The organism is Pseudoalteromonas sp. KS88, assembly GCF_004766475.1.
Lineage (GTDB): Bacteria > Pseudomonadota > Gammaproteobacteria > Enterobacterales > Alteromonadaceae > Pseudoalteromonas.
In genome coordinates, this window is the sequence record NZ_PYHV01000004.1 from 212,470 (window position 1) to 227,887 (window position 15,418).

A 15,418-nucleotide genomic window follows, 5' to 3' on the forward strand; every position below is an offset into this window, starting at 1 on the left:
TTAAAATAGAAGTTTAGAATCCAGTTTATGAAGCATATCCGTAACTTTTCGATCATCGCCCATATTGACCACGGTAAATCGACCCTTTCTGATCGTTTAATCCAAGTTTGTGGCGGTTTAACCGACCGTGAAATGCAAAAGCAAGTATTGGATTCGATGGACATTGAGCGTGAGCGTGGTATTACCATTAAAGCGCAAAGTGTAACGCTAAATTATACAGCCAATGATGGCGAAACATACCAATTAAACTTTATCGATACCCCAGGACACGTTGACTTTACTTATGAAGTATCACGCTCATTAGCAGCATGTGAAGGTGCTTTGTTAGTTGTAGATGCTGGTCAAGGTGTAGAAGCGCAAACATTGGCGAACTGTTACACCGCAATTGAAATGGATTTAGAAGTAATTCCAGTTTTAAATAAAATTGATTTACCGCAAGCTGATCCGTTACGTGTCGCAGAAGAAATCGAAGATATTATCGGTATTGACGCCTTAGATGCCGTGCAATGTAGTGCTAAAACCGGCGTAGGTATTGCCGAAGTATTAGAAATGATCGTGAAGGATGTTCCGCCACCGGTTGGTGATAAAGATGAACCTCTACAAGCACTGATCATCGATTCATGGTTTGACCCATATCAAGGCGTTGTATCACTTGTTCGCATCAAGCATGGTGAGCTGCGCGCTGGCGACAAAATAAAAATCATGTCGAATGAGCAAGTTCATATTGCTGATCATGTGGGTATATTTACGCCAAAACAAACCAATACTGGCGTTTTAAGAACCGGCGAAGTTGGGTTTGTGATTGCGGGTATTAAAGAGATTCACGGCGCACCGGTTGGTGACACTATTACGCATCAAAAAAATGCGGCACCTGAACGTTTACCTGGTTTTCAAAAAATAAAACCGCAGGTTTATGCAGGGATGTTCCCAATTGCATCTGATGAGTACGAATCTTTCCGTGATGCACTTAACAAATTAAGTCTAAATGACGCATCGTTATTCTTCGAGCCGGAAAACTCAACGGCACTTGGCTTTGGTTTCCGCTGTGGCTTTTTAGGCATGCTACACATGGAGATCATTCAAGAGCGTTTAGAGCGCGAATACGATATTGATTTGATCACCACCGCACCAACAGTAATTTATGAAGTAGTGACTAAAGAAGGTACTACGCAAATAGATAACCCATCAGACTTACCACCAGTGAATGATATCATAGAGATTCGTGAGCCTGTAGTGGAAGCCAATATACTTGTACCACAAGAATATTTAGGTAGTGTTATTACTTTGTGTGTCGACAAGCGTGGCATGCAAACGAAAATGAGCTATCACGGTAAACAAGTTGCAGTCACTTACGAACTGCCAATGGCTGAAGTGGTCATGGACTTTTTCGATAAGTTAAAATCTACTAGTCGTGGTTTTGCATCACTTGATTATAACTTCAAGCACTTCCAAGTTTCAGACATGGTTAGAGTTGATATCTTAATCAATGGTGATCGTGTTGATGCGTTGGCTATAATTGTACACAGAGAGAGTGCGCAATCACGTGGCCGTCAATTAGCTGATGCGCTTAAAGAGCTTATTCCTCGTCAGATGTTTGATATTGCAATTCAAGCAGCAATTGGTCAGCATGTAATAGCGCGTACCACCGTTAAGCAGTTACGTAAAAATGTAATCGCAAAATGTTATGGTGGTGACGTGAGCCGTAAGAAGAAACTTCTTCAGAAACAAAAAGACGGTAAAAAGCGAATGAAGCAACTAGGTAATGTTGAAGTACCGCAAGATGCTTTCTTAGCTATTCTTAAAGTTGGTAAATAAGTTTCGTAGATAAAGGGATTAATGCATGGCCGGTTACTTTTCAATATTTTTAGTGCTTTTAACTTTAGGTTCAGGCTTAATTTGGTTAATTGACCACTTTATTTTTGCACCCAAAAGGCAAGAGCGTATCGCCTTAGCGAGTAACTCTGCAGGTGGGGAATTAGATGAAGATACTGTTGCATTAATCGCGCCGGAGCCGGCAATAATAGAAACTGCAAAATCAATCTTCCCGATGATTGCAGCAATCACGATATTTAGATCGTTTTTGTTCGAACCATTTCAAATTCCATCGGGTTCAATGATGCCAACATTACTTGTTGGCGATTTTATACTAGTGCAAAAGTATTCATATGGGGTAAAAGACCCTGTTTGGCGTACTCAATTAGTTGATGTTAGTGAGCCTGAGCGTGGTGATATCGTGGTATTCAAATACCCACTCGATGAACGGGTTGATTACATTAAACGCGCAATTGGTTTGCCAGGTGATAAAATTGTATATCGAAATAAACGTTTATATATTCAGCCTAATTGTGAACAAGGACAAACACAAAAGGGTGATTTAATGTGTAATGAGTTTAATAAAATTGACATGGAAATCATCAATCGTGACGAATTTAAGCAAGGCTCAATGGATTTAGTGCGTATTAATGAAAATTTAACCACATTAGAGCATGATATTTTAATAAACCCAGAAGCGCTTGAAATGAAAGGGCGTTACTATCAACAACCGGGTACACGTTCAGATGAATGGGTAGTACCGGCAGATCATTATTTTATGATGGGTGATAATCGCGACAATAGCCAAGATAGTCGTGTATGGGGCTTTGTACCAAAAGAAAACTTGGTGGGTAAAGCTGTCTTTATATGGATGAGTTTTGAATTTGATAATGGCCCAGGTGACATTTTACCAGGCTGGGTTCCAACTGGAGTTCGTTTTGAACGCCTAGGTAACATTCAGTAACAATGAAAAAAAACGTAACAGAGTTATATAACAAAATAGGGTATACATTTACTGATCAAGGACTACTTGAACAGGCGATGACCCATCGTAGTCACAAAGGGCAGCATAATGAACGCTTAGAGTTTTTAGGAGATTCTATTCTAAGCTTTGTCATTGCCAATGCGCTTTATGGCAAGTTTCCAAAAGCCCGTGAAGGTGATTTAAGCCGTATGCGCTCTACTTTAGTGCGTGGTCAAACTCTCGCTGAGTTTGGTCTTGAATTTGGTTTAGGTGACTATTTACGTTTAGGCCCAGGTGAACTTAAAAGTGGTGGTTTTAGACGTGAATCTACACTTGCTGATGCTGTTGAAGCGATTATTGGTGCAGTATTCTTAGATTCAGGCATTGATGCATGTGGTGATTTAATTTTGCAGTGGTATGAGCCAAGACTCGATGCAATATCACCTGGATTAAACCAAAAAGATCCTAAAACATTGCTGCAAGAATACTTACAAGCACGCAAATTGTCTTTGCCAGGTTACACAGTCGTTGATACCAAAGGCCAAGCTCACAATCAAACATTCACGGTTGAATGTATTGTTGAAGGTATGGATAGCATAATCTCAGTAGGTAGCTCTCGTCGTAAAGCTGAGCAAAAAGCCGCTGAAAAAGCATTGAAGATACTTAAAAATGAATCTTGATACACTTATCCAACCTCATGAAGGTGAGCTAGACACTTATTGTGGCATGATAGCAATTGTCGGTCGTCCTAACGTTGGTAAATCAACCTTACTTAATGAAATCATTGAGCAAAAAGTAAGTATTACATCACGTAAACCACAAACTACACGTCACCGTATTATGGGTATTCATACAGAAGGTCAGCATCAAGCTGTTTATGTTGATACACCTGGGTTGCACGTTGAAGAAAAACGCGCCATTAACCGTTTAATGAACCGCGCAGCATCAAGTTCAATCGGTGATGTTGAATTAATCATTTTTGTGGTTGAAGGCACTCATTGGAATGCTGATGATGAAATGGTACTCAATAAGGTAAGCCAAAGTGGTAAGCCAGTTTTATTAGTTATTAATAAGATTGACCAAGTTAAAGATCGTGATCTTGTATTACCGCACATGAAGTTTTTAGGCGATAAGTTTGACTTTATAGGTATTATGCCTGTGTCAGCGACACAAGGTAAAAATATTAACTTGATTAAAGATGAAGTAACGAAGCGCCTTCCTCTGTGTGAATTTTACTTCCCAGATGACTATGTAACTGACCGCTCAATGCGCTTCATGGCAGCTGAAGTTATTCGTGAAAAGCTAATGCGATTCATGGGTGAAGAGCTTCCTTATTCAGTAACTGTTGAAATCGAGCAGTTTAAATGGCAAGACAACGGTGTTTGGCACATCAACGGCCTGATTTTAGTTGAGCGTGAAACACAAAAGCGCATGGTTATTGGTAATAAAGGTGAAAAGCTAAAAGTTATTGGCCGTGAAGCACGTAAAGATCTTGAAGAAATGCTTGATAATAAAGTGTTCTTAGAGCTTTGGGTAAAAGTAAAATCGGGTTGGGCTGACGATGAAAGAGCCCTGCGTAGTTTAGGCTATGGTGAAGATTAACTTCAGCCTAAATTAACCTATGGATAGCGACTTCTACACAGCATACTTATTACACCGGCGTCCTTATAGCGACTCACAAGTAATGCTTGATATGCTAGTAGAAGGCGTTGGCCAATTGCGAATGTTAGCCCGTATCAGTGGCCGACAAGCAACAAAGCATAAAGCACAGTTACAACCCTTCCAAACCTTACTAGTAAATTACACTGGTAAACATGATTTAAAATATATCCAACGCTTTGAATTACATGGTGGACAATCGCCACTTGTAGGTGATCAGCTTTACTGTGGCTTTTATTTAAATGAACTCACTAACCGCATTGTGCCAATTAATGAGCCAATTGATTATGCTTATCAGCTTTATAAAACTCACCTAACGCAACTAAACCAGCATCCAAACTTACAAGCCGTGTTGCGCTCTTATGAGTTTCAGTTACTAGAGTTGCTCGGTTATGGTGTTGATTTTACGTTTGATGCGGCGGGCGATCCAATTGATGCGGCGCACACGTATAGTTACTTTGCTGAATATGGCTTTGTGATTCAGGATTTAAAAGGCAGTGGATTTACTGGTGCACAACTAAATGCAATTGCAGATCATGACTTTAGTGCACCTGATGTGCTATATATGGCGAAACAATTAAGTCGTCATTTAATGAAGCCATTACTTGGGAAAAAACCATTAAAAAGCCGCGAGCTTTTTATTAAATAATTAATATAGGTAAAAAATGAAAGACATTCTGTTAGGTATAAACGTTGATCATATCGCAACCTTACGTCAAGCACGCGGAACAAATTATCCTGATCCGGCTCATGCAGCCAGTGTAGCTGAACATGCTGGCGCTGATGGTATTACAATTCATTTGCGTGAAGATCGTCGTCATATTCAAGACCGCGATGTTTATGTTATGGCTAAAACCATTCAAACACGCATGAATTTAGAGATTGCCGTGACAGATGAAATGCTCGATATCGCATTAGATGTTAAGCCTGAGTATGTATGCCTAGTACCAGAAAAGCGTGAAGAGCTAACAACTGAAGGCGGCTTAGATGTTGTAGGTAACCTTGAAAAAATTAAAGCAGCTACAGCAAAATTGACTGCTGCGGGGATAAAAGTATCACTATTCATAGATGCTGATAAAGCACAACTCGATGCTGCTAAAGCATGTAATGCTCCGTTTGTTGAAATCCATACAGGTGCATACGCAGATGCTGAAAATGATATTGATATGAATAAAGAACTTGAGCACATTCGCCAGGGTGTTGAATATGCGGCTAGTTTAGGTATGACGGTAAACGCAGGACATGGTTTGCACTACCACAACGTTAAACCTATTGCTGCAATGAAAGATATTTATGAACTAAATATTGGCCATGCGATTATCGCCCGTGCAGCCATTGATGGCCTCGATAAAGCCGTTCGCGATATGAAACGCTTAATGTTGGAAGCAAGAGCATAAACTTAACCAATAAAAAACGACTCTAATGAGTCGTTTTTTATATTATGCTTGGATTAGCAGTTAGTTTCTTCGGCGTTTACGCCTTCTTTAACTTCTTCACATGCATCTTCTACTTTGTTTTGAACGTCTGTTACAGCTTCATCAATGCGTTCACCGGCTTCTTCAGCGTGGTTGTCTTCACAACCCATAATAAAGAAACTTGCAAATAGTGCGATAACGGCAGTTTTTACTGTTGTTGATTTCATAATGTAATTCCTTGTAAATAATAAATAAATTAGTATGTATGTGTTTCGACTAAGGTGTTTTGCCTCGTAGCGCACCTGAAACTAGCGAAATAACTAATAATACTAAAAAGATAAAAAATATAATTTTGGCAATTCCTGCTGCGGCACCTGCGATACCACCAAAACCTAACACTGCAGCAATAAGTGCAATAACTAAAAATGTAATTGTCCAGCGTAACATTGTCGTCTCCTTGGTTTGTTAATTTGTACAAACTAGATTAAGCGAGTAACGTGCCATAAATTTAACTGTTATTTTTCAAAGGTTTAAATTGTATTGGAGAGCGGCTGAAAAGTTTGTAAGTAATATTTACTTTGTTACGTGTAACTTATGCTTGCTGTTGTATATTCTTTAATTAAACACTTTCTTTTTGGTAAGACCAATTTAACTTTATTTTTATTTGACTCTTAAACCAGTTAGTTTTACGAGCTTGAAATTAAAAACAGTCATGTTGGTTAAGCTGGAGCATAACTTTTAGCTATATTCACTATTTTTGTAATCTATATAACGTCAAATAGTACCAATATAGAGAGTGTTAACTTAAGTGTGGTTATGTTATTTTAATATTAATTGGTTTTACCAATTTACAAAGGTTGGATAGGGTTGATATCTTTGTTATGATTGTTGAATATTTATTTATATAAACTGGTTTATTATCCATTTGTGATAAATGGGTTCAAATTTTGTATTAAGGGAGTCTGCATGGATATTGGTCAATCACTTGCAACAGCTGCAAATTTAATGGTTACTGGCATGGTGGGGGTTTTCATTTTTTTATCATTGCTAATCTCAGCAATTACGCTTATGTCTAAGTTAATGAGCCGGTTTGAAGAGCCTGTGGCTGAAGCTGCTCGCACTCCATCGCTTAAAGCTCAAGGTGTGCCTAGTGGCCATATCGCTGCAATCAGTGCCGCGATTGCTCAATACAAAAATAATCAAAAACAATAAGGGGTGTTCTATGGCTAAATTAAAACTTACTGAGTTGGTACTCAGAGATGCACATCAGTCTTTGCTAGCAACACGCATGCGATTAGATGACATGCTGCCTATTGCTGAAAAATTAGATAACGCGGGTTATTGGTCTATAGAATCTTGGGGCGGGGCTACATTTGATTCTTGCATTCGTTATTTAGGCGAAGATCCATGGGAGCGTATCAGAGCACTTAAAAAAGCCATGCCAAATACTAAGCAGCAAATGCTGCTGCGTGGTCAAAACCTTTTAGGGTATCGTCATTACGCTGATGATGTAGTCGAAAAGTTTGTTGAGCGCGCCCACAAAAATGGGGTTGATGTATTCCGTATTTTTGATGCGATGAATGATGTACGCAACCTTGAAACGGCGATTAAAGCTGCTATAAAAGTAGGTGCACACGCACAAGGTACTATTTCATATACAGTTAGCCCAGTGCATACACTTGATATGTGGCTAACCTTAGCTAAGCAGCTAGAAGATTTAGGTTGTCACTCAATTTGTATTAAGGATATGGCTGGTCTACTTAAACCTTATGACTGTGAGCAGTTGATCAAAGGGTTAAAAGAGACGGTTTCAATTCCTATCGCAATGCAATGTCATGCAACTACAGGCTTAAGCACCGCGACTTATCAAAAAGCAATTGATGCAGGCATTGATATGCTTGATACCGCTATTTCATCTATGAGTATGACTTACGGTCACAGTGCAACTGAAACGATTGTTTCAATTGTTGAAGGAACTGAACGCGACACCGACTTGGATCTCAATCAGCTTGAAGAGATTGCTGCCTATTTCCGTGATGTTCGTAAAAAGTATGCGGCATTTGAAGGTAGCTTAAAAGGGGTGGATGGTAGAATTTTATTAGCGCAAGTGCCAGGCGGTATGTTGACTAATATGGAAAACCAGTTAAAAGAGCAAGGTGCAGCTGATAAGCTAGACCAGGTACTTCTTGAAATACCACGTGTACGCGAAGACTTAGGCTTTTTGCCATTAGTAACACCTACATCGCAAATTGTGGGCACACAAGCTGTATTAAATGTACTAACTGGCGAACGTTACAAAACCATCACAAAAGAAACGGCGGGCGTGCTTAAAGGTGAGTATGGTTCAACGCCAGCACCGATGAACAAAGAACTTCAAGAGCGCGTACTCGATGGCGGCGAAGCTATTACGTGTCGCCCAGCTGATGTACTTCAGCCTGAGCTTGAAACACTTCACACAGAGTTATTAAAAGAAGCGCAAGAGCAAGGGTTAGCGCTTGCCGATGAGCAAATCGATGACGTTCTAACATACGCACTGTTTCCTCAAATTGGATTGAAATTCCTTAAAAACCGTAACAACCCTGATGCATTTGAAGCAGTACCAAGTGCTGACTCTGCTAAGCAAGAGAAACCTTCTAGTAACAAGCCTAATAACAACACCGTTAAAGCTGAGCAATACAGCGTTAAAGTGGATGGCAAAGTATATGATGTTGTTGTAGCCCAAGGCGGTGAATTAAAAGAAGTAACCCTTAAAGATAGTGAGCTAATTCCTCAATCTGCATCGGTTGCATCTGGTGAAACATTAAATGCTCCACTTGCTGGTAACATTTTTAAAATCAAAGTTAAAGCTGGTCAAGCAGTGAACGCGGGTGATGTTGTGATGATCATGGAAGCGATGAAAATGGAAACTGAGATCCGCGCAACACACAGTGGAACGATTGCAGAAGTTCTCGTTGCTGAGGGTGACTCTGTCACAACTGGTGACGCCATGATTGCAATGGCTTAGGAGTGTAGAGGATGGAAGCATTACTAAATCTTTGGCAGGCAACGGGTATAGCAAACTTCACGTTTCCTGCATTAATAATGATTGCAGTAGGGTGTTTATTATTGTACCTCGCGATTTCGCGTAACTTTGAACCATTATTATTGGTGCCAATTGGCTTTGGCGCAATATTAACTAATATCCCTGTTGCTGGTTTATCAGATCCAGGTGGTTTGTTGTACTACGTTTACCATATTGGTATTGATACCGGAGTCTTTCCGTTATTAATCTTTATGGGGGTTGGGGCGCTTACTGATTTTAGTGCCCTGATAGCAAATCCGCGCATGATGTTGCTGGGTGCTGCTGCTCAGTTTGGTATTTTTGCGACATTATTTGGTGCAATTTTACTTAACTATGTACCAGGATTTGAGTTCTCATTACAAGATGCATCGGCGATTGCAATTATCGGTGGTGCTGATGGCCCAACAGCTATCTTTTTAGCATCAAAGTTAGCGCCTGACTTGCTCGGTGCTATTGCTGTAGCTGCATATTCTTATATGGCACTTGTGCCTATTATTCAGCCGCCTATTATGCGCGCACTTACAACGCCAGAAGAGCGCAAAATTCAAATGCCACAATTACGTACAGTGTCTAAGAAGGAAAAAATCATTTTCCCTCTAATGGTATTGGGCTTAACTATGTTGTTTTTACCCGCCGCAACACCGCTTGTTGGTATGTTTTGTTTAGGTAACTTAATGCGAGAGTCAGGTGTGGTTGATCGCTTAAGCAACAGTGCACAAAATGAGATTATCAATATCACAACGATTTTCTTAGGACTCGCTGTAGGGTCTAAATTAGCCGCAGATAAATTCTTAACTGTCGAAACACTGGGTATTTTAGCGCTAGGTGCATTAGCATTTTCTATCGGTACAGCCTCAGGTGTGTTTATGGCAAAAGGTTTAAACAAGTTATCTAAATCACCAATAAACCCCTTAGTGGGGGCGGCGGGTGTTTCTGCCGTACCAATGGCTGCACGAGTAGTTAACAAAGTAGGCCTTGAAAATAACCCGCATAACTTCTTATTGATGCATGCAATGGGGCCAAACGTAGCAGGTGTACTAGGTAGTGCCGTTGCCGCGGGTATTTTGTTAGCACTTGTTGGTTAAAAAACCGCGGTGCTCATTCATCTTGAGGTGGTTTGAGTATATTTAAGTAAACTTTTACTTCCAACCGACTGGCGCAGTTTAAACTGCGCTTTTTTTTGGGCGCTTTTTGGGTATACTCAACGTTAGTTTTACAAATTTAAAGGAGTGGTATGAATATTTTTGTGATTTTAATATCTTTGGTTGTCGCTCTTGTCATTCTTGTGCCATTACTTGAAAAGTACCAATCAAAAATGGGTTTAGATGGTGCAACTAAATATGCTAAGTATATTTGGCCATTGGTCATGATTTCATTGGTTATACAATTGATTTATGTATTGGTGCGATAGAGCATAGCCGTCAACCGTCAAAATTGGATGCGTACGTAGACTTGCGCATCACGAAACGAAACCCAACGAATAATATTCTTTCAGTCTTTATTAAAGCACAGCATTATCACGTGTTTTAATTATTCAGTTTACTCTGAGTCGTGGGAAAATAATTTTAAATATTTATTTAAAACCAGTGGCTTAGATTTCCATGTGAAATTATAGAAATACCATCGTTTCTTTAGGTTTATCCTGTGCAATTAAGGTGCAGGATTTGAATTTCACACAATGCCTTAAACTTATATTGTCACACCATAATAGTTTCTTTTAATACATATTAGCGAAAATAGATCATGTTGCTTAGGGAAGTGCTCAGGAGATAAATCGCTTTTCTATACTCGTTTTGCAATATGGCTAAGCTGTTCCTTTTTTAAATCCCTAGCTACTTATTTACATTACATAGCTCAGTGATTACCATGCAAATAATAATAATTACCATTTCTATTGGTTTGGATTTCTAGTGTCAAAAATAAAAGTTTTATTAATTGAAGACGATAATACGTTAAATCATTATCTCACCGATTTATTGGTTAAATCAGGTTACTGTGTTGAACAGTGCTTTGATGGTTTAACAGGGTTAGAAATAGCTCAGCGTCGGCAGCACCACCTTATTTTACTTGATAAAATGCTCCCTAAGTTAGACGGTGTATCACTTTTAAAAACACTGCGAGAGACCAGCCAGCAGCCTGTTATTATGGTTTCAGCCAAAGGTGCAGAAGAAGAGCGTATTTTAGGCTTGAGCCATGGCGCAGATGATTATGTTGCCAAGCCATTTAATACCCAAGAGCTGTTACTCAGAATTGAGAGCCTATTAAGACGAAGCCAAGCAAGCGTCAAACCAAGCAGTCATGTAGAAATAAATATTGATGGCCTCATGCTCAACGTTCTCAAACAGGTTATTTATGTAAATGGTGAAGAGCTTGAGTTCACACCAATTCAGTTTAAATTACTTTGGGAGCTGGTTTCGCAACAAAATCAAATAGTCAGTAAATCAGATTTATACCAAGCAGTGCTTAATAAAAAGTTAGGCGCTTATGATCGTAGTATTGATATGCATCTTAGTCGAGTAAGAAGAAAACTAACAGACGCTAACTGGCTTGGGGAGCGCTTACAAACGGTGCATGGTAAAGGATACTGTTTTAAATGAAGCGAAAGTTACTTTGGAAATTATGCCTAATTTTGGCTACAGGTTTAGTTTCATTTTTTTATTTATTACACATATTTACCTTAAAAACAGAAGAGAGCATGAGTTTTATTGCAGAGCAAGATCGCATGCAATTACAAGCGTGGGGAGCACATGCTGAAAAGCTCTATACCACTGGAAAAATAGACCAATTAAATGCGTGGTTGGCACAGTTAAAAACTCAAGAAAACACTTGGGTATCCATAGCTGGTTTTACGGTAAGCCACATAGCTGGTGAATCATTTGATCAAAATATTGTTGGTGGTTATCACTTTGGGCGCAGCATTGAATGGAAAATTCATCTCTACTTTGAGCAAAATCCCATAATGGAAATTCCTTTCATTCATACTAATGGCAGCTTATTAATAAAATTACCTGAGCGTATGCGCCCAGGTAACTACTGGACAACAACTAAGTTTATGTTGCAAATAATAATGCCAATGCTGGTTTTAGTCGTGTTATCGATTATTTTATATCGCCATATTATTACGCCTCTACAGCAATTAGAAAAAGCGACTGCAGAATTTAGCCGTGGTAACTTTTCAGTTAGGGTGGCGAAATATTTAGGAGGGCGTAAAGATGAACTTGCCCAGCTTGCATTTACCTTTGATAAAATGGCTAGTCGTATTGGTGAGCTCATTAACAATCAAAGACAATTAATTTCAGACCTATCCCATGAATTACGCACACCACTTACGCGTTTAGATATAGCAGTTGAAAACTTTGATGAGCACGAAAGTAAACAGCACCTTGAGCGAATCACTCGCGAGTCAAAACATATTCGCAAACTCGTTGAAGATAGTTTAACCCTTGCATGGCTTGAAAATGAAAAGCCGATAATTAAACAAGAGCCCGTTGATCTGGTAGACCTGCTTGATGTGTTAATTGAGGATGCTCGTTATGAATTTCCTGATCGAAAGCTGGTTGTTCATGCTCCAGCAACCGCAGTGATTGAAAATAGCTGCCATCGTGCATTATGTCCACCCATCGAAAACGTGATTAGAAATGCGCTGCGTTATACACCGGTCAATGAGCAAGTTACTATTAGCATATCGTTGGAGTCTAGTTTTTACAAATTACAGATATGCGATCAAGGTCCTGGTATCCCTGAGCAATTTTTAAAGAAAGTATTTGAGCCATTTTTTAGAGTCGACGACGCACGAATAAGTGAAGGAGATAGCTTTGGTTTAGGTTTGGCCTTGGCTAAACGCCATTTAGCCAGTGTTAGGGCAAAGATCTACGCACAAAATGAGTTAGGTGGAGGGTTGGTAGTGGTGATAATGATTCCTATTTCTTAAATGTAACAATTGTAAAAGTCATATCATTAGTGACCTTAAATGGTAATAATTCTTAATTAAGTATTTAACACTTATTTTGAGATTTAATTCATGCCATCTGTATTAATAAATAAACCGTTTGTAAAAACCAGTATTGCCTGCGCTGTAATTGCGCTTTGTTTTAACGCCAATGCGGCTACTCAAGAAGAGACTAAACAAGAACAGAAGATAGAAAAAATCACAGTCGTTGGTGCTACAACAAATTCAGAAATCACACCACTTGAGCTTGAAAACTACCAGGCGAACGATTTAGATGATATTTTTCGTCATACACCATCGGTTACTGTAGGTGGATCATTAGGCATAGCACAAAAGATATTTGTACGTGGTATGGAAGACTCAATGGTGAACGTAACAGTTGATGGTGCGCCGCAAACCAGCACGCTGTTTCATCATATTGGCCGTGTTGCAATTGAACCTGAACTATTACAAAGTATAGAAGTTCAAGCCGGTGCGGGTGAAGCAACAGCGGGTACAGGCGCTGTGGGCGGAGCAATTCGTTTTAAAACAAAAAGTGCTGATAATTTACTCCGCGATAACGAGCAGTTTGGTGGTATTGCCAAAGCGAGTTATTTTAGTAATGACGGCCACAAAGAAAGCCTATCATTATACGGCAAGTTAACTGATGAAATAGGGGTGTTAGCGTCCTATGTTAATGTTAGTCGCAATGACATGGATGACGGTGATGGCAGAAATCTAGAAGGGACAGCAGCCGATCAAACCCTTGCATTCATAAAAGTAAACGCCGAGCTTACTGAAAACCAAAATCTTACGCTAAGCTATGAAAATCGCCAAGAAGAAGGTGAGTTTGGTAAACAAACTAACTGGGCCCAAATTGCTGGAGCACCATTGTTTGAATCATGGGGAGAGCGCGAAACCATTGTATTAAATCATGCCTGGTACTTAAATAGTTTCGTAAACCTTGAAACGACTATTTACCAAACAGAGTCTTCATTTAAACGCGAACTTTATACCTGGTATGCTGCAATCGAAACAACGGGTTTTGATATCCGAAATACCAGTGATTTAGGCAATCATACTCTGACTTACGGTGTAGAACAAAAAGTAGATAAAGTTCATGCTGCTTCGTATGAAAACTTTGGTGGTATTTTTGATGAAGAAGGCACGGTGACGGGTGTATATATTCAAGATCACTGGCAATTTAGCGATGCTTTATTACTTAGCTTTGGTGCGCGTTATGATGCTTATGAACTTGATCACAGCGGTGTTGAAGTTAACTGGGTTAAAGTTGATGGTGTCTGGGTCATTGAAACCGACGCAAGTGGTACGCCAGTGACTTCGTCGGATGAGTTTTCAACTAAAAAACAAGATGGCATTAGTGGCAATATTGGTTTTGAGTATAGTTTTACCGAGTCATTAAAGTTGTCTGCTGGTTATGCACAAGCGCTTAGAGGTAGGCAAGTTGCAGATGCTTTCACTGTAGGTGAGTTGACATATAATCAAAACTTATCACCTGAAGAAGTCGATAATACTGAGCTTGGCTTAGTGTATAACGATGGCACTTGGTTGTTTGAAGCATCATTGTACCTAAGTGTAATAAACGACGTGGTGTTTGATAAGTTCAAAGGCCGTGAAGGTGTATTTAACGAAAATATCGGTGATTTAGAAACCAAAGGTATTGAACTTGTATCGGGTTATCAAGGCGATAATTTTGATGTTATCGTAAGTTATAGCCATAACGATGTTGAACTAAATAATGCCTCATTTGTGTGGCCAGACGCTAATGATGCCACTGGTTATAGCACTGTTATTATCGATGGTATTGATATGGCAGCCTATGAATATGGCGGTTTAGGTAATGCAATTGGCGATTCTATCAATCTTAACTTTAACTACCACGTGAATGAGAAAATTAAGTTTGGTCTAAACTATAACCATGTTGCTAGCCTCAATGATATTGAAGTATTCCACCGTTCGATTGAACTTGGTTGGTTGAATGAGCTCGAAACAATCAATAAGCCAGGCTACGATTTATTTGATGCCTATGTAACCTATGAGCCACTCACCAATCTAAGGTTTGATTTATCAGTGCAAAACTTACTAGACGAATCTTATTTAAGCCACGGTAGTGTTGCTGACTACGGACATATTACGGGTTATGAAGGTGTTGTAGGTATTAAAGAGCCAGGGCGTGATATACGTCTTAGTGTGTCGTATACATTTTAACTCCTGAATTAGTTAGGTGCTTTAAGAAAGCACCTAACGGGCTTATTGATGAATATCACAAAAAAACACCTCTCAGTATTTCATGTAACTACTCGTGTGCTTATTGCTTTAATTGGCGGTTATTTTGTGGCAATGCATGGTGCTATCTTGATTGGCAATCATTTATTAAGTGATAAGACTAACAGTATTATCACAGGATTAATGTCTAGCTTTATCATTTACCTCATCACAGTGCTATTTATATTTGCTACTAAAACAACGTTACGCGCTTTTGCCGTTGTATTGGTTTCATGTATTTTACTTTACTTTTTGAATTACTATTTGCAGGGGCCGCAATAGTATGAGACCTC

General features: G+C 39.3%; 16 protein-coding genes. 14 read left to right on the plus strand and 2 right to left on the minus strand.

Annotated elements, in window-relative coordinates; translation table 11 throughout:
• Window positions 1-27: 27 nt before the first annotated feature.
• The 6 genes from lepA to pdxJ are packed head-to-tail and all read left to right on the plus strand — an operon-like array spanning window position 28 to window position 5,832.
• A complete protein-coding gene (gene lepA, locus C7Y70_RS02180; RefSeq protein ID WP_135473213.1) occupies window positions 28-1,815 on the plus strand; it encodes a translation elongation factor 4 in 1,788 nt (595 codons plus the stop codon).
• A 25-nt stretch (window positions 1,816-1,840) separates the two neighbouring features.
• On the plus strand, window positions 1,841-2,776 hold the full coding sequence (gene lepB, locus C7Y70_RS02185; RefSeq protein WP_135473214.1) for a signal peptidase I: 936 nt from the start codon (window positions 1,841-1,843) through the stop codon (window positions 2,774-2,776).
• A gap of 2 nt (window positions 2,777-2,778) precedes the next feature.
• A complete protein-coding gene (gene rnc, locus C7Y70_RS02190; RefSeq protein ID WP_135473215.1) occupies window positions 2,779-3,456 on the plus strand; it encodes a ribonuclease III in 678 nt (225 codons plus the stop codon).
• Complete coding sequence (era, locus tag C7Y70_RS02195) at window positions 3,446-4,378, plus strand: GTPase Era (RefSeq protein ID WP_099296603.1); 933 nt, start codon at window positions 3,446-3,448, stop codon at window positions 4,376-4,378. The genes rnc and era overlap by 11 nt, the downstream gene beginning before the upstream one ends.
• A gap of 19 nt (window positions 4,379-4,397) precedes the next feature.
• Window positions 4,398-5,084: a DNA repair protein RecO gene (recO, locus tag C7Y70_RS02200; protein WP_099296604.1), complete on the plus strand. Its 687-nt coding sequence runs from the start codon at window positions 4,398-4,400 to the stop codon at window positions 5,082-5,084.
• 16 nt (window positions 5,085-5,100) lie between these two features.
• On the plus strand, window positions 5,101-5,832 hold the full coding sequence (pdxJ, locus tag C7Y70_RS02205; protein ID WP_135473216.1) for a pyridoxine 5'-phosphate synthase: 732 nt from the start codon (window positions 5,101-5,103) through the stop codon (window positions 5,830-5,832).
• 53 nt (window positions 5,833-5,885) lie between these two features.
• Here pdxJ and C7Y70_RS02210 read toward each other — a convergent pair whose 3' ends face one another.
• On the minus strand, window positions 5,886-6,077 hold the full coding sequence (locus tag C7Y70_RS02210) for a hypothetical protein (protein WP_064666403.1): 192 nt from the start codon (window positions 6,075-6,077) through the stop codon (window positions 5,886-5,888).
• 49 nt (window positions 6,078-6,126) lie between these two features.
• Window positions 6,127-6,297 (minus strand): DUF1328 family protein, encoded by a 171-nt coding sequence (locus tag C7Y70_RS02215; RefSeq protein WP_087531995.1) that lies wholly within the window; start codon window positions 6,295-6,297, stop codon window positions 6,127-6,129.
• A 519-nt stretch (window positions 6,298-6,816) separates the two neighbouring features.
• Between C7Y70_RS02215 and C7Y70_RS02220 the strand changes: the two genes are divergently transcribed.
• The 8 genes from C7Y70_RS02220 to C7Y70_RS02250 all read left to right on the plus strand — a co-directional run bounded on the left by C7Y70_RS02220 (window position 6,817) and on the right by C7Y70_RS02250 (window position 15,407).
• On the plus strand, window positions 6,817-7,062 hold the full coding sequence (locus C7Y70_RS02220) for an OadG family transporter subunit (protein ID WP_099296606.1): 246 nt from the start codon (window positions 6,817-6,819) through the stop codon (window positions 7,060-7,062).
• A 10-nt stretch (window positions 7,063-7,072) separates the two neighbouring features.
• Window positions 7,073-8,854 carry a sodium-extruding oxaloacetate decarboxylase subunit alpha gene (gene oadA / locus C7Y70_RS02225; protein WP_099296607.1) on the plus strand — a complete coding sequence of 594 codons (1,782 nt, stop codon included), beginning with the start codon at window positions 7,073-7,075 and terminating at the stop codon, window positions 8,852-8,854.
• An 11-nt stretch (window positions 8,855-8,865) separates the two neighbouring features.
• Window positions 8,866-9,996 (plus strand): sodium ion-translocating decarboxylase subunit beta, encoded by a 1,131-nt coding sequence (locus tag C7Y70_RS02230; protein ID WP_099296608.1) that lies wholly within the window; start codon window positions 8,866-8,868, stop codon window positions 9,994-9,996.
• 149 nt (window positions 9,997-10,145) lie between these two features.
• The gene (locus C7Y70_RS20480; RefSeq protein WP_167850782.1) at window positions 10,146-10,322 is read left to right on the plus strand and encodes a hypothetical protein; all 177 of its coding nucleotides are present in this window, start codon (window positions 10,146-10,148) and stop codon (window positions 10,320-10,322) included.
• A 499-nt stretch (window positions 10,323-10,821) separates the two neighbouring features.
• Entirely contained in the window at window positions 10,822-11,508 is a 687-nt protein-coding gene (locus C7Y70_RS02235; RefSeq protein WP_135473217.1) for a response regulator transcription factor, read from the plus strand.
• On the plus strand, window positions 11,505-12,842 hold the full coding sequence (locus tag C7Y70_RS02240) for a sensor histidine kinase (protein WP_135473218.1): 1,338 nt from the start codon (window positions 11,505-11,507) through the stop codon (window positions 12,840-12,842). The genes C7Y70_RS02235 and C7Y70_RS02240 overlap by 4 nt, the downstream gene beginning before the upstream one ends.
• 90 nt (window positions 12,843-12,932) lie before the next feature.
• Window positions 12,933-15,068: a TonB-dependent receptor gene (locus tag C7Y70_RS02245; protein WP_135473219.1), complete on the plus strand. Its 2,136-nt coding sequence runs from the start codon at window positions 12,933-12,935 to the stop codon at window positions 15,066-15,068.
• A gap of 48 nt (window positions 15,069-15,116) precedes the next feature.
• Window positions 15,117-15,407 carry a DUF3649 domain-containing protein gene (locus tag C7Y70_RS02250; protein ID WP_135473220.1) on the plus strand — a complete coding sequence of 97 codons (291 nt, stop codon included), beginning with the start codon at window positions 15,117-15,119 and terminating at the stop codon, window positions 15,405-15,407.
• The last annotated feature ends 11 nt before the right edge of the window (window positions 15,408-15,418 follow it).

Bases quoted from the DNA above. Each gene is read 5' to 3' on its own strand.
- lepA (WP_135473213.1), top strand. From the start codon at position 28: ATGAAGCATATCCGTAACTTTTCGATCATCGCCCATATTGACCACGGT.
- lepB (WP_135473214.1), top strand. From the start codon at position 1,841: ATGGCCGGTTACTTTTCAATATTTTTAGTGCTTTTAACTTTAGGTTCA.
- rnc (WP_135473215.1), top strand. From the start codon at position 2,779: ATGAAAAAAAACGTAACAGAGTTATATAACAAAATAGGGTATACATTT.
- era (WP_099296603.1), top strand. From the start codon at position 3,446: ATGAATCTTGATACACTTATCCAACCTCATGAAGGTGAGCTAGACACT.
- recO (WP_099296604.1), top strand. From the start codon at position 4,398: ATGGATAGCGACTTCTACACAGCATACTTATTACACCGGCGTCCTTAT.
- pdxJ (WP_135473216.1), top strand. From the start codon at position 5,101: ATGAAAGACATTCTGTTAGGTATAAACGTTGATCATATCGCAACCTTA.
- C7Y70_RS02210 (WP_064666403.1), bottom strand. From the start codon at position 6,077: ATGAAATCAACAACAGTAAAAACTGCCGTTATCGCACTATTTGCAAGT.
- C7Y70_RS02215 (WP_087531995.1), bottom strand. From the start codon at position 6,297: ATGTTACGCTGGACAATTACATTTTTAGTTATTGCACTTATTGCTGCA.
- C7Y70_RS02220 (WP_099296606.1), top strand. From the start codon at position 6,817: ATGGATATTGGTCAATCACTTGCAACAGCTGCAAATTTAATGGTTACT.
- oadA (WP_099296607.1), top strand. From the start codon at position 7,073: ATGGCTAAATTAAAACTTACTGAGTTGGTACTCAGAGATGCACATCAG.
- C7Y70_RS02230 (WP_099296608.1), top strand. From the start codon at position 8,866: ATGGAAGCATTACTAAATCTTTGGCAGGCAACGGGTATAGCAAACTTC.
- C7Y70_RS20480 (WP_167850782.1), top strand. From the start codon at position 10,146: ATGAATATTTTTGTGATTTTAATATCTTTGGTTGTCGCTCTTGTCATT.
- C7Y70_RS02240 (WP_135473218.1), top strand. From the start codon at position 11,505: ATGAAGCGAAAGTTACTTTGGAAATTATGCCTAATTTTGGCTACAGGT.
- C7Y70_RS02245 (WP_135473219.1), top strand. From the start codon at position 12,933: ATGCCATCTGTATTAATAAATAAACCGTTTGTAAAAACCAGTATTGCC.
- C7Y70_RS02250 (WP_135473220.1), top strand. From the start codon at position 15,117: ATGAATATCACAAAAAAACACCTCTCAGTATTTCATGTAACTACTCGT.